This is a genomic window from Corynebacterium neomassiliense, from assembly GCF_900626215.1.
GTDB classification, from domain to species: Bacteria; Actinomycetota; Actinomycetes; order Mycobacteriales; family Mycobacteriaceae; genus Corynebacterium; species Corynebacterium neomassiliense.
Window position 1 is genome coordinate 527,937 of sequence record NZ_LR131106.1, and the last position, 21,568, is coordinate 549,504.

General features: G+C 67.8%; 14 protein-coding genes. 6 read left to right on the forward strand and 8 right to left on the reverse strand.

All coding sequences use genetic code 11. The features are described 5' to 3' along the window. Both thrC and ypfJ read left to right on the forward strand, forming a co-directional pair. Window positions 1-1,455 (forward strand): threonine synthase, encoded by a 1,455-nt coding sequence (thrC, locus tag E0E18_RS02355; protein ID WP_130839230.1) that lies wholly within the window; start codon window positions 1-3, stop codon window positions 1,453-1,455. A 110-nt stretch (window positions 1,456-1,565) separates the two neighbouring features. Next, the gene (gene ypfJ / locus E0E18_RS02360; RefSeq protein WP_110481383.1) at window positions 1,566-2,525 is read left to right on the forward strand and encodes a KPN_02809 family neutral zinc metallopeptidase; all 960 of its coding nucleotides are present in this window, start codon (window positions 1,566-1,568) and stop codon (window positions 2,523-2,525) included. 65 nt (window positions 2,526-2,590) lie between these two features. Here the strand turns inward: ypfJ and E0E18_RS02365 are convergent, their stop codons facing one another. The 5 genes from E0E18_RS02365 to E0E18_RS02385 all read right to left on the reverse strand — a co-directional run bounded on the left by E0E18_RS02365 (window position 2,591) and on the right by E0E18_RS02385 (window position 10,345). Next, window positions 2,591-4,147 (reverse strand): GMC family oxidoreductase, encoded by a 1,557-nt coding sequence (locus E0E18_RS02365; RefSeq protein WP_110481382.1) that lies wholly within the window; start codon window positions 4,145-4,147, stop codon window positions 2,591-2,593. 27 nt (window positions 4,148-4,174) lie between these two features. Then, complete coding sequence (locus E0E18_RS02370) at window positions 4,175-5,671, reverse strand: aldehyde dehydrogenase family protein (protein WP_110481381.1); 1,497 nt, start codon at window positions 5,669-5,671, stop codon at window positions 4,175-4,177. Continuing rightward, window positions 5,668-7,848 (reverse strand): choline BCCT transporter BetT, encoded by a 2,181-nt coding sequence (gene betT / locus E0E18_RS02375; protein WP_237559782.1) that lies wholly within the window; start codon window positions 7,846-7,848, stop codon window positions 5,668-5,670. The genes E0E18_RS02370 and betT overlap by 4 nt, the downstream gene beginning before the upstream one ends. A 398-nt stretch (window positions 7,849-8,246) precedes the next feature. Continuing rightward, complete coding sequence (gene hisS, locus E0E18_RS02380) at window positions 8,247-9,545, reverse strand: histidine--tRNA ligase (protein ID WP_130839232.1); 1,299 nt, start codon at window positions 9,543-9,545, stop codon at window positions 8,247-8,249. A 92-nt stretch (window positions 9,546-9,637) separates the two neighbouring features. Next, complete coding sequence (locus E0E18_RS02385; RefSeq protein ID WP_130839233.1) at window positions 9,638-10,345, reverse strand: MBL fold metallo-hydrolase; 708 nt, start codon at window positions 10,343-10,345, stop codon at window positions 9,638-9,640. Between the two features lie 152 nt (window positions 10,346-10,497). Here E0E18_RS02385 and E0E18_RS02390 point away from each other — a divergent pair, with 152 nt between their 5' ends. Then, window positions 10,498-11,331 (forward strand): peptidylprolyl isomerase, encoded by an 834-nt coding sequence (locus E0E18_RS02390; protein ID WP_130839234.1) that lies wholly within the window; start codon window positions 10,498-10,500, stop codon window positions 11,329-11,331. A gap of 207 nt (window positions 11,332-11,538) precedes the next feature. Here the strand turns inward: E0E18_RS02390 and E0E18_RS02395 are convergent, their stop codons facing one another. The 3 genes from E0E18_RS02395 to E0E18_RS02405 form a co-directional block, all read right to left on the reverse strand. After that, a complete protein-coding gene (locus E0E18_RS02395; protein WP_130839235.1) occupies window positions 11,539-13,323 on the reverse strand; it encodes an ABC transporter ATP-binding protein in 1,785 nt (594 codons plus the stop codon). Then, window positions 13,316-15,154 (reverse strand): ABC transporter ATP-binding protein, encoded by a 1,839-nt coding sequence (locus tag E0E18_RS02400; RefSeq protein ID WP_130839236.1) that lies wholly within the window; start codon window positions 15,152-15,154, stop codon window positions 13,316-13,318. The genes E0E18_RS02395 and E0E18_RS02400 overlap by 8 nt, the downstream gene beginning before the upstream one ends. 184 nt (window positions 15,155-15,338) lie before the next feature. Beyond that, on the reverse strand, window positions 15,339-16,070 hold the full coding sequence (locus E0E18_RS02405; protein ID WP_202616679.1) for a 4'-phosphopantetheinyl transferase family protein: 732 nt from the start codon (window positions 16,068-16,070) through the stop codon (window positions 15,339-15,341). Window positions 16,071-16,110: 40 nt separating this feature from the next. Here E0E18_RS02405 and E0E18_RS02410 point away from each other — a divergent pair, with 40 nt between their 5' ends. From E0E18_RS02410 to E0E18_RS02420, 3 genes are read left to right on the forward strand one after another with little or no spacing between them, the layout of a single operon-like run. After that, entirely contained in the window at window positions 16,111-16,842 is a 732-nt protein-coding gene (locus tag E0E18_RS02410; protein WP_202616680.1) for an isochorismatase family protein, read from the forward strand. Window positions 16,843-16,852: 10 nt separating this feature from the next. Then, window positions 16,853-18,031 carry an isochorismate synthase gene (locus E0E18_RS02415; protein ID WP_161972235.1) on the forward strand — a complete coding sequence of 393 codons (1,179 nt, stop codon included), beginning with the start codon at window positions 16,853-16,855 and terminating at the stop codon, window positions 18,029-18,031. Beyond that, the gene (locus E0E18_RS02420; RefSeq protein WP_130839239.1) at window positions 18,028-21,546 is read left to right on the forward strand and encodes a non-ribosomal peptide synthetase; all 3,519 of its coding nucleotides are present in this window, start codon (window positions 18,028-18,030) and stop codon (window positions 21,544-21,546) included. The genes E0E18_RS02415 and E0E18_RS02420 overlap by 4 nt, the downstream gene beginning before the upstream one ends. Window positions 21,547-21,568: the final 22 nt, after the last annotated feature.

The window sequence follows — 21,568 nt, forward strand, 5'->3', positions numbered from 1 at the left end:
ATGAAATACATCTCCACGCGAGACGCCCGGGCCACCCCGGTGTCCTTCTCCGACATCCTTCTCGGCGGCCTGGCACCGGACGGGGGCCTGTACCTGCCGCAGGAGTATCCGCGTGTCAGTTCCTCGACGTTGGAGACCTGGCGGGGTCTCCTGGCGTCGCAGGGGTACGCGGCCCTGGCAGCCGAGGTTGTGGCCCTGTTTGTCGACGACATCCCTGTCGGGGAGATCCGGGCCATGACCGCCCGGGCCTACTCCACCCCGAAGTTCGCCTCCGAGCAGATCGTGCCGGTGACCGATCTGGAGCCGGGAGTGAAGATCGCGCACCTGTCCGAGGGGCCCACGGCGGCGTTCAAGGACATGGCCATGCAGCTTCTCGGGGAGCTTTTCGAGTATGTCCTCGCCGAGCGCGGGCAGACGATCAACATCCTTGGTGCCACCAGCGGGGACACAGGTTCCTCCGCCGAGTACGCCATGCGGGGCAGGCCGGGCGTGAGGGTGTTCATGCTCACCCCGGCAGGCCGGATGACACCGTTCCAGCAGGCGCAGATGTTCGGCCTGGATGACCCGAACATCTTCAACATCGCCCTGGACGGGGTCTTCGACGACTGCCAGGACGTGGTCAAGGCCGTGTCCTCGGATGCCGCGTTCAAGGCCGAGTACCACATCGGGGCGGTGAACTCGATCAACTGGGCCCGGTTGATGGCCCAGGTGGTCTACTACGTCTCCAGCTGGCTGCGGGCCACGTCCGGCCCCGGCGAGAAGGTGTCCTTCTGCGTGCCCACGGGAAACTTCGGGGACATCTGCGCCGGTCACATCGCCCGCCAGATGGGGGTACCGATCGACCGGCTCATTGTCGCGACGAACGAGAACGACGTCCTCGACGAGTTCTTCCGCACCGGCGACTACCGGGTCCGCACCTCGGCGGAGACCCTGGCCACCTCGAGCCCGTCGATGGATATCTCGAAGGCGTCGAACTTCGAGCGGTTCATCTTCGACCTTCTGGGACGGGACGCCTCACGCACGGCCGAGCTTTTCGGCACCGGGGTTCCCTCCGGCGGTTTCTCCCTGGCCGGCGACCCTGCCTTCCCGGAGGTGGACAAGACCTTCGGTTTCGCTTCGGGGTCGTCGACTCACGCCGACAGGTTGGCGACCATCCGGTCGTGCTGGGAGCAGGCGGGCGTGCTCGTCGACCCGCACACGGCCGACGGGGTGAAGGTGGCCAGAGACTTCCTCGCCTCCCATCCGGACGCGGCCCCGGTGGTCTGCCTGGAGACGGCCCTGCCGGTGAAGTTCGCGGACACGATCCGAGAGGCACTGGGCAGTGAGCCGGATTCGATGACTCCCGCACGTTTCCGGGACATCCTGTCCGCACCCAGGCATGTCACGGCCCTGTCCAATGACGTGGACGTGGTCAAGGACTTCATCCGGACCTCTGTCGCAGAGGTGCGTGTGTGACCAGCTGCGAGTGTGGCCCGGCTGCGCGTGTGGTCGGCCCTGGGTTCCGGGGCGACCATGGCGTCGGCCGGACATGACAACACTCCTGCCCTGCCCGCTACACTTCCCCCATGACCTTCAACTCCAACCTCAACGGACTGGGTGACCGGGCGTCCTCGGGCGGCGGCGCCGGTGGTGGCGGCGGATTCGGTTTCGGGGGCGGCAACCGCGGCGGGGGCAACGGACTGCTGGGACTGATCATGGGGATCGTCGGCTCGAAGTTCGGACTCCCGGGCATCATCGTTGTCGCGGCGGTCGCGTTCTTTGCGGGAGGGGGCACGGGCCTGTTCTCCGACGGTGGTTCCACCGGCACCCCGGGTGGGTCCGGAGGGTCGGGTACCGCGGCGTCGGGCAGTTCCCTGGAGCACTGCCGTACCTGGCAGGACGCCAACGCCTACGACGACTGCCGTATCGAGGGCACCGCAGTGTCCCTCGACGCTGTGTGGTCGCAGATCCTGCCGGCCCAGACGGGCATCACCTACACGGAACCTGCGGTGAAGATCGGCGACGGGACGGTGAACACCGGATGCGGTACGGCGTCCACGGCCCGGACCGGCCCGTTCTACTGTCCCGGTGACCGCACGGTGTACATCGGTGACGACTTCTTCGCCCAGCTCAAGCAGATGGGCGGCTCCGACGGACCTTTCGCCCAGATGTATGTGGTGGCGCACGAGTTCGGGCACCACATCCAGAATCTCCAGGGGACCATCGGTCTGTCCGACTACGACAACGCCGGTGAGGATTCGAATGCCGTGAAGATCGAGCTGCAGGCGGACTGCTATGCGGGGGTCTGGGCCAGTCACGCGGACTCCGGTGAGAACGCGATGCTTGACCCGCTCACCGATGAGCAGGTCTCGCAGGCCATCATCTCCGCGCAGGCCATCGGTGACGATGCGATCCAACGCTCCTCAGGCTCCGCGGTCAACCCTGACAACTGGACCCACGGTTCGTCTGAGCAGCGCCAGCAGTGGTTCCTGCAGGGTTACCAGGGAGGGACCGTGGACTCCTGCCACCAGGACTTCACCAGGTAGGACGCCCCGGTCCTCCCCGGACCCGGGGTATCCTGTCCCCCGGTCGTCCCCGGATCAGGCCCGGATCATCCCCGGATCAGGTCTGCTGCACGTTCCCCGATGAGCATGCACGTGATGTTGGGGTTCACCGCGGTGAGCTGCGGCATGACCGAGGCGTCCACGACACGGAGCCCCTGCACCCCCTTGACCCTCAGCTGCGGGTCAAGGGGTGACATCGTGTCACCGGGGTCACCCATCCGGACAGTGCCGGCAGGGTGGTACACGGTGTTGTGGGTGCGTGAAATGTAGTCGGCGATATCCTCGTCGGACTGGACGTCAGGGCCGGGGAAGAGTTCGCGCCCGGCGTAGGGGGCCATCGCCGGGCGGGCGACGATGCGGCGGGCCAGCCTGATCCCGGCCACGGCGATGCGCATGTCGTAGCCTTCCTCGTCGGTGAAGTAGCGTGGGTCGACCTTCGGCTTGTCCCGGTAGTCGGCGGAACGCAGCCTGACGGTGCCGCGTGCGCGGGAGTGGGTGATGTTCGGGGTGAGGCAGAAGGCCTCGTCGGCGGTGGGGTATCCCTGACGACGGGTGTGCATGTCGAAGGGCATGGACCCGTAGTGCATCATCAGGTCCGGCAGTCCCAGCCCGTCGGCGCCGCCCTCGTCGACCTCGTCGAAGATACCGATCTCCCACCACTGGCTGGCGTCCCGCAGCATCGGGACCGTCGACTCCCACGAGATCACCGCCTCCGGATGGTCCTGCAGGTTCGATCCGACCCCTGGTGCGTCGACGAGGACGTCGATGCCGAACTCCCTGAGGTGGTCGGCGGGGCCGATGCCGGAGAGCATGAGCAGTTTGGGGCTGTCGATCGCCCCTGCGGAGACGATCACCTCGCGCTCGGCGTGGAGAGTCTTCAGACGCCCGAAGGGGTTGTCGAGGTATTCGATTCCCACGGCCCGGTCACCGTCGAACAGGATCCGCGAGACCCGCCGGTCGGTGAGGATGTCGAGGTTCTCCCGGTCCATCACCGGGTGCAGGTAGGCGACCGAGGAGGACGCCCTGATGTTGTCGTCTCCGGCGTTGATCTGGAACCAGTCGGCACCGTGACTGACGGTCTCTCCCTCGTTGAACGGGGTGACCGGCAGCCCCTCCTCCTCGCAGGCTTCCAGCAGTGCCACTCCGACCGGGTCCTTGGGGTGGACCGAGCGCAGGTGCACGGGCCCGCCGTGGCCGTGGTGGTCTCCCGGCCGGTCGTTGTCCTCCAGCCGTCGGAGCAGCGGCAGGACCGTGGCGGAGTCCCAGCCGGCTGCGCCGAGGCTCACCCAGTGGTCCAGGTCCTGGGCGGGAGTATGGAAGGCGATGCAGGAGTTGTGGGAGGAACAGCCGCCGAGGACCTTCGCTCTGGCGTGCCGCATGAAGGAGTTTCCGTTCTCCTGCGGTTCGATCGGGTAGTCCCAGTCGTAGCCGGATTCGAGCAGTGCGGGCCACTCGTGGAGGTTGAGGATCTCCGGTTTGTCCACATCGGTGGGTCCGGCTTCGACGAGTCCCACGGTGACGGAGGGGTCCTCGCTGAGCCGGGCCGCGACAACGGCACCGGAGGATCCGGCTCCGACAACGATGTAGTCGTACTTCTCACGCATGTGTGCTCCCTGTTCTCGTCTCACCTGTTACTTCGTGGGGAACCAGCCGGTCACGGCGGGTTCGGTGTTCTCGTAGATGTGCTTGGCCTCCCGGTACTCCTCGAGCCCGGTGGGGCCGAGTTCCCGGCCGATGCCGGACGCCTTGAATCCACCCCACTCGGCCTGCGGAAGGTAGGGGTGGTAGTCGTTGATCCAGATGGTCCCGTGGCGCAGCGCCCGGGAGACACGGTTGGCCACTCCCCTGTCAGAGGTCCACACCGCCCCGGCAAGTCCGTAGTCGGTGTCGTTGGCGATCGCCACAGCCTCGGCCTCGGTGGAGAAGGTCTCCACGGTGATGACGGGGCCGAAGCCCTCCTCGATGACGGCCGGGTTGTCGGCGGTGCAGTTGTCGAGCACTGTCGGCCGGTAGAAGAAACCGTTCTCCAGGCCGGGTCCTCCCCCTTCACCACCGCAGCGCAGGGTGGCCCCGGCCTCGATCCCACGCCTGACGTAGTCACTGACCTTCTCCAGGTGGTCGCGGGAGATCAGGGGTCCGGCCTGGGCGTCCTCGTCGAAGGGGCCGCCGAGGACGATGCCTTCGGCGCGGCGCACCAGTTCGTCGACGAAACGGTCTCTGACGGTGTCCTGCACGATCAGGCGGGTTCCTGCCGAGCACACCAGGCCGGAGTCGAGGAAACCGGCGTTGAGGGCGTTGTCGACCGCGGCGTCGAAGTCGGCGTCGGCGAAGACGACGTTGGGGTTCTTGCCCCCGAGCTCCAGTGCGACCTTCTTGACGGTGGGCGCCGCGGATTCGGCGATCTTCCGGCCGGTGACGAGGCCGCCGGTGAAGGAGACGAGATCGACGTCCGGGTGGGTGGACAGGGGTGCCCCGGCCTGCGCGCCCGCTCCGAGAACCAGATTTCCCACACCGGCGGGCAGTCCGAGTTTGTCGAGGACGTCCATGATGAGGACGGCGGTGTGGGGGGTGAGCTCGGCGGGCTTGAGGATGAAGGTGTCTCCGGCGGCGAGGGCGGGGGCGATTTTCCAGCTGGCCTGCAGCAGCGGGAAGTTCCAGGGGGTGATCAGACCGCACACGCCGACGGGTTCGTAGACGACCCGGGAGATCACCGCGGGACTTCCGGCGTCGACGAGGCGTCCGGGGTGCTGGTCGGCGATCTTCCCGAAGTAGCGGAAGCAGCTGATGATGTCGTCCATGTCCCCTTCGGCTTCGACGAGTCTCTTGCCGGTGTCGAGGGCTTCGGCGCGGGCGAACTCGTCTTTGCGGGCGGTGACGGCGTCGGCGACGGCGAGCAGCAGGTCACCGCGTTCGGCTGCCGGGGTGGAGGACCATTCTCCGGCGTCGAAGGCACGGCGTGCGGCGGCCACGGCCTTCTCCGTGTCCGCGGATGTCGCTTCGGAGACTGTTCCCACGGTGGTGCCGTCGGCCGGGCAGATCACGGTCCTGGTGCCGCCGTCGGAGGCTGCGACCCACCGGCCGTCGATGTAGAGCGTCTTCGGTGCGGTGGAATCGTCGGTTGCGTTCATTCCTTCTTATCTCCTTCTGTGTCGGTCGTGCCGGTCCTGACGGCGGTGTCGGTCGTGCCGGTCCTGCCGGTTTCTTCAGCTGTGCCGGTTGCGGTGCTGACGGGGCTGCTCTCGGAGCCGTCGTAGTTGTCGTCGGCCCAGAATTCGGGGACAGGTGCCTGGGTCTCCCCGGTGGGGGTGCCCCGGTCCCCCGACAGTGACATAAATTCGAGGTGGGCGTCGTAGGCGTCCAGTACGTCGGTGATGACCTGCTCTTTCGTGTAGCCGAGGATGTCGTGGCCACGGGACCCGGTCGCCGAGAAGATCTCGAGGGTGAAGTAGACGTCGTGGTCCACATTGAGGTTCACGGCGAAGTTGGGGACCTGGCAGGCCACCGGATACGCCTCGTACTTGAACTCGTTCTGCCCGGGGAAGTTGACGACCAGGTCCACGTAGCTGATCGGGTAGTCCGGGTGGGTGCCCCGGTGGCAGGAGATGTCCAGGCCCATGCCCTTGAGTTCCTCGGCGACCTCCTCGATCGCCGGTGCTGCGACAGTTTCGACGTACTTCTCCGTCTCCGCGGCGGAGGGGAAACTCATCCTGCGTCTCAGACGCCTGCGCCAGGCGAGTCTGGCCGGTCCGGTTCCGCCGGTGCGGTCGATGAGTGCCCTCATCCTGGAGACTTCCCGGGAGTCCAGTGAGTGCCCCTCTGCGGCCAGGACCCGCCAGACGCTGATCATCAGCAGGTACATGATGAAGGCGAAGGGAAGTCCGATGAGCACAGTGGCGGACTGGAGGGTGTACACCCCACCGATGAGCAGCATCACCAGGGTCAAAGCGCCGGTGATCACCGCCCACACGATACGCAGCCAGGGTGGTCCGTCGGAGTCGTCGACGGAGGCCTTCGAGGTCATGTTCGCCATCACCAGTGAGCCGGAGTCGGCGGAGGTGACGTAGAACAGCAGGCCGGTGATGACGGCGAGGGACACGGAGAAGGTGGCGCCCGGGTACTGCTGGAGCAGCAGGAAGAAGCCGGACTCCGGGGTGTCGACGGCGGTGTGGAGGAATTCTTCGTCGCCGTCCCGGAAGAACCCGAGGGCGGCGTTGCCGAAGACGGAGATCCACATCGCGATGAAGGCGAAGGGGATGACGAGGACGCCGAGGACGAACTGGCGCACTGTGCGACCGCGGGAGATCCTGGCGAGGAAGAGGCCCACGAACGGGGCCCAGGCGATCCACCAGGCCCAGAAGAACAGGGTCCAGTCCGACATCCAGTCCTGGGCCGGGTAGCCCGGTGACCCGTCGGTGTAGGCGAAGGTGTTCATCAGCATCGAAGGGAACCGAGCGACGAAGTCGCCGATGTTCTGCACCAGCGCGTTGAGCAGTTCACTGGTCCTGCCCATCACGATGATCCAGACCATGAGTACGACGGCGAGCCAGACGTTGAGTTCGGACAGGCGCCTGATGCCTTTATCCACCCCGGAGACGGTGGACAGGATGGTGATGAACACTGACAGACAGATGAGGCCGATCTGCACGCCTGTGCTGGTGGGGATGCCGAAGAGTTCGGAGAGCCCGTAGTTGATGAACACGACCCCGATCCCCAGTGACACCGAGATCCCGAATGCGGTGCCGATGGAGGCCGCGATCTCCACGGCGTGACCGGTGCCACCGTGGATGCGGCGTCCGAAAATGGGGGCGAGGGCTGAGCGGATGCTCAGCGGCATGTGGTAGCGGTAGGCGAACAGTCCGAAAGCGAGCCCCATCAGTGCATACATGGCCCATCCCGGTATTCCGTAGTGGAACATGGTCCACAGGGGCGCCATCCGGGCAGCTTCGTCGGACATTTCCGCGCCTTCAGGCGGGGTGAGGTAGTTGGTCGCGGGACCGGAGATGCCGAAGAACATCAGGTCCACGCCTATTCCTGCCGCGAAGAGCATCGCACCCCAGGTGAACAGGCCGAACTTCGGCTGGGAATGGTCCGGGCCGATCTTGGTGTTCCCGGTGCGTCTGAAGGCGATGATGAGGACGAAGACGACCACCGCGCCGGCGGTGAGAACGTAGAACCAGCCGAGGTTGACCGAGATCCAGTTCTTGACGTTGTTGATGACCGCATCTGCGGCGTCAGGGGCGAGCCATGCCCACAGCACGAAAGCCACGATCAGGCCGGAGGCCGTGCCGAACACCGGCCAGTTCACCGCGGAATGGGCGGGTTTCTCCGGCGGAGTGTCGGTCTCTCCGGTCCCTGCTGACTGCTGCGCACTATTCTGTGATCCGCTCACAGGCGTTCCCTCTTTCAGCTGTGTGTCAGTTGAACCGGTACGCGGCCAACCGTAGCTGAACCTCAGGCGTCCCGCTGTGTGGGAAAACCGGAGTTCTGCGGGTTCCGGATGGCCCGGAGATGACGTGCCGGTGATGCGCGGGAGCCACTGTTGTGCACCTTACGCTGGGGAAACAGTGGTGCAGGGAAGGAACCGGGCGGAGCTCAGGATGTGACCGGGCAGAGATGGTGCACGGACCGTGCAGAGATTTCGTAGGACGCCCGGCCGGGGCGCTGCGGGGTCGGCGCAGGGACGGCGCAGAGTCGGGCGCGGGATCAGCGGGGGGCGACGCCGAGGGCGCTGCGGACGGTGAGCACCACGTCCTCGAGGGAGACTTCGTGCTGGTCGCGGGTGGTCAGGTCCCGCAGCACGACTGTGCCGTCGGCGAGCTCCTGCTCCCCCATCACCAGGGCGTAGCGGGCACCGGCGCGGTCGGCCCCCTTCATCGCACCCTTGAGGCCACGGTCACCGTAGGCCATGTCGGCGCTGACCCCGGCGCGCCGCAGTCGGTCGATGACCACAGCGAGTCTGCGTTTCGCCTCGTGTCCCATGGGCACACCGTAGATGTCGACGCGGCGTCCTTCCGTCGCCGACACACCCTCGGCCTCGAGTGCGAGCAGCGTGCGGTCGACCCCGAGGCCGAAGCCGATACCGGAGAGGTCCTGTCCGCCGAGCTGCGCCATGAGACCGTCGTAACGCCCGCCGCCGCCGATTCCGGACTGGGCGCCGAGTCCGTCGTGGACGAACTCGAAGCAGGTCTTCGTGTAGTAGTCCAGTCCGCGGACCAGGCGGGGGTTGAGTGTGTACTCCACGCCCATGTCGTCGAGCAGGCCGGTGACGGTCTCGAAGTGCTCCCGGGCTTCCAGGGACAGGTGGTCGGGCATCAGCGGAGCATCGTCGAGCATCTCCCGGATCTCGGGGCGCTTGTCGTCGAGGACGCGAAGGGGGTTGATCTCGGCACGCCGGCGGGTCTCCTCGTCGAGCGGGAGGGCGAAGAGGAAGTCCTGGAGTTTGCGGCGGTACTCGGGCCGGCAGGTGGAGTCCCCCAGACTGGTCAGCTCCAGTCGGTACCCGGTCAGCCCGAGAGCCCGGTAGCAGCGGTCCGCCAGGCACACCACTTCGGCGTCGAGAGCGGGGTCGTCGACACCGATGGCTTCCACGCCGACCTGCTGGAGCTGACGGTAGCGCCCGGCCTGGGGACGCTCGTAGCGGAAGAACGGTCCGGAGTAGGTCAGTTTCACCGGCAGCTGACCGCGGTCGAGATTGTGCTCGATCACGGCGCGCATCACCCCGGCGGTGCCTTCGGGACGCAGGGTGACGGAGCGTCCGCCACGGTCATTGAAGGTGTACATCTCCTTGGAGACGACGTCGGTGGATTCGCCGACTCCCCGGGCGAACAGGCCGGTCTCCTCGAAGACGGGCAGTTCGATGTGCCCGTACCCGGAGTTGTGGATCACGGTCTCGAAGGTGCTGCGTACGGCGTGGAAGTCCGCCGACGTCGGGGGCACGTAGTCGGGTACGCCCTTGGGGGCGGAAAACGGCTGGATTCTCGCACTCTTCGCAGTGTCAGTCACGCCGGTCAACTATAGCGGGTCGACGGGACCGTCCCGGTGACCGCGTGCCCCGGGCTGTGACCGTGGCTGTGGCTGTGACTGTGACTGACGTATCACACCACGGACCGCAGGAACCCGTTGTCCTTCTTCTCCCGGCCGACCGTGGTGGCCGGCCCGTGGCCGGGGTAGACGATGTCCGCGTCATCGAAGATCTCCGGAATCCGTCGCAGACTGTCCATCATCGCGTGCGGGTCGGACAGGGGCAGGTCGGTGCGGCCCACTCCCCCGCGGAACAGGACGTCACCGCCGAGGATGACGGTTGTGCCGCCGAGTGTCCCGCGGTACATCACGGACCCCGGCGAGTGCCCGGGCATGAGGTGGGCGGTGAAGTCCACGCCGGCGACGCTGAGGGTGTCCCCGTCGTTGACCGGTGCGGGAACCCGGGGCGTGGGCATACGGTCGGTGGCGTGCATCTGGCCGAGCTCGCCGAGAGAGTCGAGGGTCTCGCGCAGGAGCCAGGGCCGGTCGTCCGGGTGCATGTAGGCGGGAACGCCGTATTCCTCCTGGATCTCGGGGAGGTCACGGACATGGTCGATGTGGCCGTGGGTGAGCAGGACCTGTTCGACGGTGAGTCCCCGGTCGGAAACCAGCCGACGGATCCGGTCCGCCGCCCCCATTCCGGGGTCGACGACGGTTGCGCGTGTGCCGTCGTGGACGACCAGACAGTTCATGTCGAGCGGTCCGGTGGGCAGGACCTCGACGACAGGGATGGTGTGCGGGCCGGTCTGAGCGCCGGGGCGGGGGCCGGTGTGCGGGTTCATGGTTCCGAGGCTACCGCCGGGCCCCGGTACCGGGGGGCGGTGTCACCGAGCCGGTTGTGGCCTGTCACAGGTGGGGATGGAACAATGGTCGTCTGTTGCAGCTACACCCGTAGCAGTTCACCGTTGTTCCCCGATCAGAGAGGCCCCGAGCGTTGTCTGACAACTCCGCACGCCGCGATGCGGCACTGAAGAAACTCGCCAAGGAGCTGAAGTCCCGGTCACGCCGGGAGAAGATGCGTCCGCTCGGGGTCGTCGCCGCCACAGTCGTGGTCCTCGTCGTCCTCGTCGGTGGTATCTGGTTCGCCGTCACCCGCGACGACTCCTCCGACACAGTCGCCGACGCCACCGACGCCACCGACGCTGCCGCCACGACGACACAGGCTGAGGGCCCCCAGGCGTGCACGTACACCGACACGGGGGACGCCGCGAAGCAGGTCTCCCTGCCCTCCACCGACGGAATGTCCACCGAGGGCACCACGGCGGTGACCCTGGCGACGAACCAGGGGAACATCGGCATCACCCTCGACCACGCCCAGGCGCCGTGTGCCGCGAATGCGATCCAGCACCTTGTGGAGGAGAAGTTCTACGATGACACGATCTGCCACCGTGTGGTCGTCTCTGAGGGGATGAAGATCCTGCAGTGCGGTGACCCGACCGGTTCGGGTTCAGGAGGACCGGGATTCTCCTTCCCCGACGAGTACCCGGTGTGGGGTGACAACGGAGAGAAGGTCGAGGACCAGGGCCTGTACAAGCGTGGGGTGCTGGCCATGGCGAACTCCGGCAAGAACACCAACGGTTCCCAGTTCTTCCTGGTCGACGACCAGTCCCAGCTGACCAACGACTACACGATCTTCGGCACCGTCACCGAGGACGGCCTGAAGACCCTCGACAAGGTCATCGACGAGAACAAGGACGCCAACGCCGACAACGGCGGCGACGGCAAGCCTGCGCAGGAAGTCCGGATCACCTCCGCGACCGTCAACTAGTAAGAAGATCCCCCGTTACTTCCGGACGGTGTCGGAGTGGTTCCCGTCTGTCCTGACCTCACCCGGGTCCCGAACACGACCCGTCGCCCGTCGGGCTTCGACCGGGCCCCGACCGGGAATCGCTCTTCTCCCGAACCTGTCACCACAGCGCGGCAGATCCGAGCGGGCGTGAACTAGACGTGGCACGGGGATTTCCCTGGAGAAATGTCAGTGGGCGCTCTGGGCGGCCCATAACCGGGAGTACTGCCCGCCTGCGGCGAGCAGGTCGGTGTGGCTGCCGTCCTCGATGACCCTTCCCCGTTCCATCACCACGATCCGGTCGCAGACCGCGGCCTGGGACAGGCGGTGGGCAATGACCATTCCCGACCTGCCCGCCAACGCCGCCTCGGCGGCACGGTCGAGCAGGTGGGCGTGGGCGGAGCCCGCTTCGGCGGTGGCTTCATCGAGGATCGCCAGCTCCGGGTCCGCCAGCAACACCCTCACCAGGGCGATGTGCTGCGACTGTGCCACTGTCAACGTAGCCCCGGCCGGTCCGAGGTCAGTGTCCAGACCGTCGGGCAGCTGGTCGAGCAGGTCGAGTGCCCCGGCCTCCCGCAGTGCCCCACGCACGCGGGAGTCATCGGCCTGCGGTGCCGCGAGGGTGAGGTTGTCGCGCAACGTGCCGGCGAAGATGTGGGTCTCCTGGCTGATCAGCACGGTGTGGTCCGGGGCCGTCACCACTCCGGAATCCGGAGTGTGGATGCCGGCCAGCAGGGTGGCGACCGTCGTCTTCCCCGCGCCGGAGGTGCCGACGACCGCAAGATGCTCACCCGGGTCCATGGTCACCGTGATCTGGTGGAGAACCTCCGGCCCTCCGTCATAGGCGAAGGTGACCCGGTCCAGCCCTGCCCGCTCCCCCGCTTCCACAGGCCTGCTGCCGGTGCTGTCACCGCTGTCTGTACCGTCCGTTCCGTGGGTACCTGCGATGTCGGACACCCCGACGATCCTCGCGAGCGAGGCGGTGGCCAGCTGGAGGGTGTCGATCACGCTCATCAGCGAACGGACCGGCCCCTGCAACCGGAGGAAGAACAGGACGGCGGTCGTCGCGGCGCCCACGGTGACCACTCCGTCGCCGACCAGGTGGTACCCGAGCAGGAGCACGAGGGTCACGGCGCAGGCGAAGGCGGCGTCGATCCGCCAGTTGAACATGGTGACCACCGTGCGCGCCCGCAGCGCCCACGCGGCCACCGCCCAGGAGGCGCGACCGATCCGCCGGTCGTGCTCGTCGGAGCGCCGCAGTGCCAATACCGTGTCGATGCCCCGCAGGGCGGAGAGCAGGTGGTGGGCGCGAGTGCCGAAGGCGATGCGTTCAGCGGCGTACATCGGTGGGGCGATGCGCAGGTACCACCGCAGGGCGAGCCAGTAGGCCGGCAGCATGACCACGAGGATCAGTCCGAAACGCCAGTCCAGTGCGCTCATCCCGGCGACGGTGAGCAACACGGTGAAGCCGGTGGAGGACAGGACGGGCACGACCTGTTGCAGGGCGTTGGAAACCTGGGCGACATCGTCGCTGGCCCGGCTGATGAGGTCTCCGGTGCCTGATCGTTCCACGCGTTGTTGCGGCAGTGCGAGCGCGGTGGACACGAGCCTCTCGCGGAGCCCGGCGAGGACCCGCTCGAAGCAGCGCGCGGCGAGCAGGACGCCAAGGATCTGCAGGGCGCCGCCACCGACGAGGGCGCCGAAGATGATCACGGCGTAGAGCCACAGCGGCCATCCCGCCGCGTCGGATTCCCCGGGGGCGGCGGAGATGTCGTCGACGACTCGCCCGAGGGTGGCCGGGGCCAGCAGCTCGACAGCCGCGGCCCCGGCGGCGATGACGCCGGAAAGGACGAGGACGCCGCGTCGACCCCGGAGTTCCCTCCAGAGCACAGCGAGGGTGCGTCTCCCACCCGCCGTCGGCAGCCTCTCACCGATGTTCGCGTCATCGCTTGTCGCATCGGTCGTGTCAGCCATGGTTGGCACCCGCTTCTCCATGGTTCGCGCCCTCTTTCCCTGTCGCGCCCTCCCCTGTACCCAGGTCGACGACCCGGTCACAGGCGGCGAGCAGCGTCGCGGAGCCGGTGACAACCACGGTGGTGGTCCCGCTGCGCATGGCGCGGAGCCGGGTGGCGATGGTGTGTTCGGTGATGGCGTCCACCGCGGTGGTCGGATCGTGGAGCACCAGTACCGGCGGGTCAGCGGTCAGGGCTCTGGCGAGCGCGATGCGCTGACGTTGTCCGCCGGAGAGTCTGGTCCCGGATTCGCCGACGCGGGTGTCCGTTCCCTCGGGCAGACTGTCGATGATGTCGGTGCAGGCGGCGGCGTGCAGGGCGCGCTCGGCGGTGCCCGCTGTGAGCGCGAGGTCGCCGTGGGGGGTGATGTTCTCGGCGATGGTGCCGTCGAACAGGTCGGCGGTGTGCGGTGAGGTCAGGACCACCGCACGATAGGTGTCGATGTCGAGGGTCGCGGCGGGGGCGCTCCCCCCCGCGCCCGCCCCGGGGGTCTCTCCGGCGGGGGCGGGGGGGGCCACGCCGTCCCCGCCCCTGGCCAGCCGGGAGACGAGGTCGCGGGCCGTGGTTCCCTCTGCGTGGATCCCGAGGAGCTCTCCGGGGGCGGCATCGATGGCGGGTGAACTGCCGGTCACCGGGTCGGCGACGGCGAGGCCGGGGACCCCGGTGGGTCGTGCCGCGGTCCCCCTGTGGTTGTCGGCGTAGGGACTGCGCAGCAGGTCCAGCACCCGACCGGCGGACGCGACCCCTGTGGCCCATATGGTGCCTATGGACTGGGGCAGGTTGGTCAGTGGTTGCATCATGAACTGGGTGACGCCCACCACCGCGATCAGCTCACCGATGCTCAATGTGCCATGGAGCGCCATGGCTGTCGCCCCGACGGTGAGACCGGCGATGAATATCCCGGAGACCACGTTCATTGAGGCGTAGAAGAGACCCCGCGAGTTCTGCACCGCCAGAGCGCCCTGCAGCGCGTCCTGGCTGACCCGGGTGTAGCGGCTGGAGGATATCGCCTCGGCCCGCAGTCCCTTGATGGTGCGGTAGCCGGTGATGAGGTCCGCGGCCTGTCCGGTGGCCGCTGCGACCTTCGCCTGCTGCCGGGCGCTGCGACGCTGCATCGGGTGGCCCGCCTTCGCCATGATCCACAGCATCAGCGGAGCTCCGAGCAGGACCGCCAGGCCCAGGGGCCGAGCGATACTGACCAGGATCACGCCGCCGGCCACGACGGCGACGAGTTCACCCAGGGGGTAGACCCCCAACTGCATCGTGGCGGCCACCCGGAACACATCTCCGGTGGCCACCGACAGGTGTGCGCCACCGAGCTGACGTCCGGCCATCCCCGCCGGGTGCAGCAGCCGTCGGGTGACGGCCATCCGCAACCCGTGCTGGACGGTCTGCATGCCGTACTGGCCGCACCGGGATCCGAGACGGGTCGCCAAGGAGCTCACCAGGATCACCGCGACCACCACCACGCTCCACATCGCCAGCGTGCCGAACCGGTGGGTGGCGATACCGCTGTCCACCGCTCTTCCGGCGGCGACCGGCAGCAGGGCCCCGGCGATCTGGCTGAGGCCCATGAGGACCGCGGCCGGAACGGTGAATCTCTTCGCCGCGAGGATCACCCGCCACGTGAATCCGGCAGGTGTGGTGCGGTCATCGAAGGGCACGGTCACGGAGTCCGGCGGATGGTCGGCGGTCTGGAAGAACAGGGGCCAGCGTATGCCGAAGAGGCGGCTGCGGAGAGCTTCACCGTCGACGGCCGGGACAGTCCCCGGTGCGGTGCGGGGTGGGGGCATGCGGGATTCCTCTCAGACGGTCAGCTGTCGCAGCGGTGCTCCGCAGGACACCGGTCGGCCACTATTGTCACCGCTGTCACGCTGCGGGAGCCGCTCCTTCACACCAGCCAGTTATCTGTCTTCCCTGTCTCTGTTTCGCGCTCATTATCTGAGCCTTCCCCGCAGGTCACCAGGGAACCGCTGATTAGTGTCCCCTCACGATGAGGCACACAGCAGTCACAATGTGGCCGCCGGCGATCCGCCAGCGGCCGTCCACCCCTGTGAGCTCACGGCCGCCCACCCGGGGACCGGGGACCAGGAACCTCCCGTGGAAGGTGCCCGAGATGTCCGGCTGCACCACCGTCCCGCTGTGTCCCACGGCGACCGACAGTTCACACTCGGTGAAGTCCAGCCAGGTGCGAGTCAGCGGAAACCAGGTCTTGAACACGCTCTCCTTCGCGCTGAAGAGCACCCGCTCCCAGACCACGGAGGGCCAGCGGGCGGTGAGGCGCCGCAGCATGCGTCGTTCGGCGGCCACGGTGACCATGTCGACGGACTCCATGTCCATGGGTTCATGGGGTTCGGCGTCAATGCCCAGCCCCACCACCCGGCTCCCGTCGTCCTGTCCGACCCGGGTCACGGCGGCGGCCCGGAGTCCCGTGCAGTGGGTGATGCTGCCCAGCGTCCCGGTGGGCCAGGTGATGTCCCGCTCCGGACCCGGCACCAGGGAGACGGGGGAACCGGGGTTGCCGAGGCCGAGGTCCCCGAGCGCCCTGCGCGCGCAGGCCCTGGCAGCGGCGAACTCGCCCTGCCGCGAGGGGACCGCCCGGGCGATGAAGTCCCGTTCGGCGTCGGTGAGCACCGACAAGGGCGCGTCCGCAGTCATCGTGTGGACCGCCGTGGTCTCCGGCAGCAGTCCGGCAAATCTCTCGTCCATGCGGGCGAGCCTATCCACACTCTCTCACAAAGGAACCGTCATGCTCCCCACCATTGAATCCTATTCCCTGCCCACCGGTGCCGATGTGCCGGACAACCGCGTCGACTGGAGGATCGACCCCTCCCGGGCCGCCCTCCTCATCCACGACATGCAGCAGTACTTCGTCGACGCCTTCGGCACGGACTCCCCCGTCATCGCCGAGATCACCGACCACATCTCTTCCCTGCGGGAGGCCGCGGGAGCGGCCGGTGTCCCGGTCTTCTTCACCGCGCAACCACCGGTACAGCAGCCGGAGCAGCGTGGGCTGCTGTGGGACTTCTGGGGTCCCGGAATCCAGGATGACGGCCGGCACCGGATCATTGACGCCCTGTCCCCCACCGGACAGGACACTCTGCTGACGAAGTGGCGTTATGACGCCTTCGCACGCTCGGACTTCGCCCAACGGCTTGCGTCAGCGGGACGTGACCAGCTGCTGATTGTCGGCGTCTACGCCCACATCGGTTGCCTGACCACTGCGGTTTCCGCGTTCATGCAGGATATCCGCCCGTTCCTCCTCTCTGACGCGTTGGCGGACTTCACCCGGGCGGACCACCTCGCCACCCTGGAGTACGTGGCGAAGCGGTGCGGGTCGGTGCTAGACACGCGGACCGCTCTCGAGCAGATCCGGCGTGCGCCGGCTACGGACGCGGTCACCGGTGCAACCGGTTCCTCCGGCGTGCGGCGGGCAGGCGTGGCGGAGGGGGTGAGCACGGATGGTGCCCACCTACGCTAGACGTTTCGACATGGTGACGCCCCGTTACCGCCTCTCCACCGTCGGGATCCACACCCGGGTGGTCCCGCCGTCCTCGGCGCAGGGGTGCACCGGGCGCACTGTCGCCGCGGCGGTGCAGGATGTTCTCACCGCGGCGGCGACGGATTCCGCGGACGCCACGACCTGGGGCGGTCCAGCGCTTGTCGTCGGGGCGATTCCCTTCGATTCCCGTCGTCCGCCGATGCTCTACACCCCGCAGACCGTGCGCTGGCGGCATCGTGGGCCAGGGGAGGCCTCCTCCGGCCCCGGGGGGAGGCCGACACAGACCTGTGTGTGTCCGGCCGGATCCGCGGATTACTGCACACCTCCCGATGACCAGGGTTACCGGGACTCGGTCGCCCGGGCGGTGCACCGGATCCGGGAGGGGCAGCTGGACAAGGTGGTGCTGGCCCGCACGATGACCGTGGAGGGTGAGCAACCGGTGGACACCGGAGCGCTGCTGGAGCGGTTGGCCGCGGCCAACCCCGGTGCCTACACCTACCGGGTGGATCTCCCCCGCGGCACCGGCAGGGCGGGGACTATGATAGGCGCGAGTCCGGAACTGGTGCTCAGCAGCGCGCGGGGCGAGGTCTGCAGTCATCCACTGGCGGGATCTGTGGCGCGTACCGGTGACCCGGTGGCCGACCGGCGTCTCGGGGAGGAGCTGCTGCACTCACCGAAGGACCTGGCCGAGCACAGTCACGCGGCGCGTGCCGTGGCCGAGAGTTTCCGTCGCCACGCTGAGGTTGTCTCGGTCCCGGATGAACCTGCCCTGGTGGAGACGCCGGTGCTGCTGCACCTGGGGACCAGAATCACCGGAACGCTGCGGGACGGGACCTCCCCGCTGGAACTCCTCTACGACCTGCATCCGACCCCGGCGGTGTGCGGCTGGCCCGCCGGGCCCGCCCGCAGCCTCATCGAGGAGCTCGAGGACTTCGACCGCGGCATGTACGCGGGGCTGGTGGGCTGGATCGACGCCGAGGGCACCAGCGAGTGGGCGCTCGCACTGCGGGGAGGTCTGGTCAGTGGCCCGACCACCACGCTTTACGCCGGTGCGGGCATTGTCGCTGACTCGGATCCGGACGCCGAGCACGCGGAGACCGCGACGAAGTTCCGCACCTTCGCCGACCACCTTTTTCCTGACCGACTGTCTGAAAGGACCACATCATGACCACCACTACCACCACACTCCTGCGTCAGCTGCGGGAGCTGGCCGCCACCGCCCTGGGTGCCACGGCCGAGGAGATCGACGACAACGAGAACCTCATCATGCTGGGGCTGGACTCTGTGGCGATGATCGATATCGCCGCCCGGGTCCGCGCCGCCACAGGCGTGGACATCCCCTTCGCCGAGTACGCCAGACAGCCCACCGTCTCCGGCTGGGCGCAGCTCGTCTCCGTCGGCACCGCCACCGCCGACGCTGGCTCCTCCCCCGCATCCGGTGCCGACGAGTCTTCCACCGACGACCGGGATCCGGACGGCGCCGCATTCCCGTTGGCCACCATGCAGCACGCCTACTGGGTGGGCCGCAACGACAACCAGGTGCTCGGTGGTGTCGCCGCCCACCTGTACGCCGAGTTCGACGGACACGTCGATGACCCGGAGCGGCTGCGGCACGCCGTTGATTCCCTGGTCGACCGGCACCAGTCCCTGCGTACCCGGGTGCTGTCCGACGGCACCCAGGAGGTCCTCGACGCCCCCGGCAGGCCGGTGTTCTCCCTCACCGACCTCCGGGACGCCGACAGCACGTCCGCCGCGGACGCATTGGAGCGGATCCGGGATGTCAAGACCCACCAGCTGCTCGACCTGGCCGCCGGGCAGAACATCGATGTTTCGCTGACGCTGCTGCCGGAGGGCCGTTCGCGCCTGCACGTGGACGTCGACATGATCGCCGCGGACGCACTGAGCTACCGCATCATCCTTGCTGACCTGGCCTCGTTCTATCGCCGTCAGACGCCGAGCCCGGAGACCTTCGGCTACGACTACCGGACCTACCTGCACCGCCACGGCACCTCGCTGGCCGCCGCCGCGGAGAAGGAGGGCACCTGGTGGCGTGAGCGCATCGCCGACTACCCCACCGCTCCGTCGCTGCCGCTGGTCGCGGAGACCGCTGCGGAGGATCCGCACCGCTCGATCAGGCTGGACTACCTGCTCAGTCCGCAGCAGAAACAGCGTCTCTACGACCGCTCCCACTCCCACGGCGTGACCCCGGCGATGACCCTGGCCACCGTCTTCGCTGATGTCCTCGCCCGTTGGTCGAGTCACCAACGCTTCCTGCTGAACCTGCCGCTGTTCGACCGTGAACCGCTGCACCCGGATGTCTCCGGTCTGGTCGGCGACTTCTCCAACTCCCTTCTGCTCGACGTGGACGTCGACCCGCGGCTCAGTTTCCTGGACCGGGTACGGCGCATGCAGGACAACCTGCATGAGCATGCCGCGCACTCCGCCTTCCGCGGCCTGGACGTGCTGCGCGAGCTGGGGCACAACGCTGGTGCTCCGGTCACCGCCCCGGTGGTCTACACCAGCGGTCTGGATCTCGGGGAACTCTTCGCCGACGCGGTCACCGAGGAGTTCGGCGACCCGGTGTGGATCATCTCCCAGGGGCCGCAGGTCGTTCTCGACGCCCAAGTCGCCGAGTTGAACGGCGGCATCCTGCTGAACTGGGATGTCCGTCGCGACGCCTTCCCCGCCGATGTCATCGAGGCGATGTTCACCGCGTACCGGGACCTGTTGGACGAGGTGCTGGCCAAGGACGAGATGGCCTCCGACTGGACGGTCCCGCACCACATCCCCCTGCCGTCGGGTCAGCGTGACGTCCGTCGGAAGGTGAACTCGACCATCGCGGACTTCGAGAGCCGTACCCTGCACGACAGCTTCTTCGACCATGCCGCAACCACTCCGGACGCCCCCGCGGTGTTCTGGGGTACCGGCGGTGAGGGTGACGGGGCGGGCAGCTGGACCTACGGTCAGCTGGCGGACAGTGCACGGCGCGTCGCCGGTGCCCTCCGCGCCGCGGGGGTGGGCCCCGGGGACACTGTCGCGGTGAACATTCGCAAGGGGCACCGGCAGGTGCCGGTGGTGCTGGGCATCGTCGCGCTCGGTGCCGCCTACGTGCCGGTCGGCGAGGATCAGCCTGCGGCACGCCGGGCGGTGATCCTGGACCGCAGCGACTCCTCCGCGGTCGTGGTCGACCACACCGAGGAACTGCCCGGGAACCTCGCTGCCGTCAACGTCGATGACGCCCTGGCCTTCCCTGAGCCGGTGAAGGATCTGCCGGAGGTCGATCCCGGTGCCATCGCCTACGTGCTCTTCACCTCCGGATCTACCGGCGAGCCGAAGGGTGTGGAGGTGCCCCACCGGGCCGCGGCGAACACGATCGACGGGGTCGCGGAGGTCTTCGACCTGGGTGAGAATGACCGGACGCTGAACATCTCCGTCCTGGAGTTCGATCCCACTGTCATGGACGTCTTCGGTGCGCTGCACTGGGGTGGGTCAGTCATCGCGGTGGAGAGCAGTCACTCCAAGGACGCCCTGGCATGGGCCATCCTCGCCAAGAAGTACCAGGCCACCGCGTTGACGGTGGCACCGAGCATCCTCGGTATGCTGCTCGATGTCGCCACCGCCGAGCAACTGCACTCGCTGCACGCGGTGATGCTGGGCGGAGACTGGGTGACCGTCGACCTACCGACAAGGCTGGCCGAGATGGCTCCGCGGGCCCGTTTCGCCGGGCTCGGTGGAGCGACGGAGGTGTCCATCCACTGCACGGTCTGCGAGGTCACCGGCCCGGTGCCGGCGGAGTGGACGGCGGTGCCCTATGGCACTCCCCTGCCGAACTTCCGCTGCCGGGTGGTCAACGACGCCGGTGAGGACGCCCCCGATCACGTCGCCGGGGAACTGTGGATCGGTGGCCCCTCTGTGGCGGCCGGTTACCGCAATGACCCGCAGCGCACCGCGGAGAAGTTCGTTGAGGTCGACGGCAGGCGCTGGTACCGCACCGGTGACCTGGCCTTCTACCACCCCGACGGCACACTCGAGTTCCTGGGGCGCGCCGACCACCAGGTGCAGGTCAAGGGGTACCGGATCGAGCTCGGAGAGGTTGAGACGGCGCTGCGCGCGGTACCCGGAGTGGCCGAGGCTGTGGCATTCACCACCGATGACCGGCCCCGGCGCCTCTTCGCCGCGGTCACCACATCAGAGGGCGCGATGGCGTTGGACAGCGAGGAGCTGCGCTCATCACTGCGTGACGCGGTGCCCTCCTACATGGTCCCTGAACGGGTGGAGGTGCTGGAGAGTTTCCCGCTGACGCGCAACGGCAAGACCGACCGGAAAGCCATCGCCTCCGAGGTCCTGCGTCGCAGCAGTTCTGAGGTCGGCGCGGCAGGCATGGCACCGCGCACGCCCCTGGAAATGTCCCTCATGGACATCATCTCCCGGGTGCTCCCGGAGGGGCTCCGTGCGGTGGACATGGACTTCTTCGCCGCCGGCGGAGATTCAGTGCTGGCGACCAGAGCCACCGCCCACATCCGTGAGCTGCTTCGGGTGGAGACGCTCACGGCCGCGGATTTCTTCGAGGCCCGCGATGTCCGGGATCTTGCCTCTCTGTTGCTCAGGCAGGAGGAGTCAGACAGCCGTCTGGAGGAGATCGCGGAGATCTATGTGGAGGTCGCTGAACTTCAACCGCAGTAGCACCCCATAGGGCAGGGCCCCG

What these genes read in the sequence shown, in the direction of transcription:
- E0E18_RS02415 (WP_161972235.1), top strand. Translation starts at nt 16,853, where the DNA reads ATGGTGACGCCCCGTTACCGCCTCTCCACCGTCGGGATCCACACCCGG.
- E0E18_RS02385 (WP_130839233.1), bottom strand. Translation starts at nt 10,345, where the DNA reads ATGAACCCGCACACCGGCCCCCGCCCCGGCGCTCAGACCGGCCCGCAC.
- E0E18_RS02365 (WP_110481382.1), bottom strand. Translation starts at nt 4,147, where the DNA reads ATGCGTGAGAAGTACGACTACATCGTTGTCGGAGCCGGATCCTCCGGT.
- E0E18_RS02420 (WP_130839239.1), top strand. Translation starts at nt 18,028, where the DNA reads ATGACCACCACTACCACCACACTCCTGCGTCAGCTGCGGGAGCTGGCC.
- E0E18_RS02405 (WP_202616679.1), bottom strand. Translation starts at nt 16,070, where the DNA reads ATGGACGAGAGATTTGCCGGACTGCTGCCGGAGACCACGGCGGTCCAC.
- E0E18_RS02400 (WP_130839236.1), bottom strand. Translation starts at nt 15,154, where the DNA reads ATGCCCCCACCCCGCACCGCACCGGGGACTGTCCCGGCCGTCGACGGT.
- E0E18_RS02395 (WP_130839235.1), bottom strand. Translation starts at nt 13,323, where the DNA reads ATGGCTGACACGACCGATGCGACAAGCGATGACGCGAACATCGGTGAG.
- E0E18_RS02410 (WP_202616680.1), top strand. Translation starts at nt 16,111, where the DNA reads ATGCTCCCCACCATTGAATCCTATTCCCTGCCCACCGGTGCCGATGTG.
- thrC (WP_130839230.1), top strand. Translation starts at nt 1, where the DNA reads ATGAAATACATCTCCACGCGAGACGCCCGGGCCACCCCGGTGTCCTTC.
- E0E18_RS02370 (WP_110481381.1), bottom strand. Translation starts at nt 5,671, where the DNA reads ATGAACGCAACCGACGATTCCACCGCACCGAAGACGCTCTACATCGAC.
- ypfJ (WP_110481383.1), top strand. Translation starts at nt 1,566, where the DNA reads ATGACCTTCAACTCCAACCTCAACGGACTGGGTGACCGGGCGTCCTCG.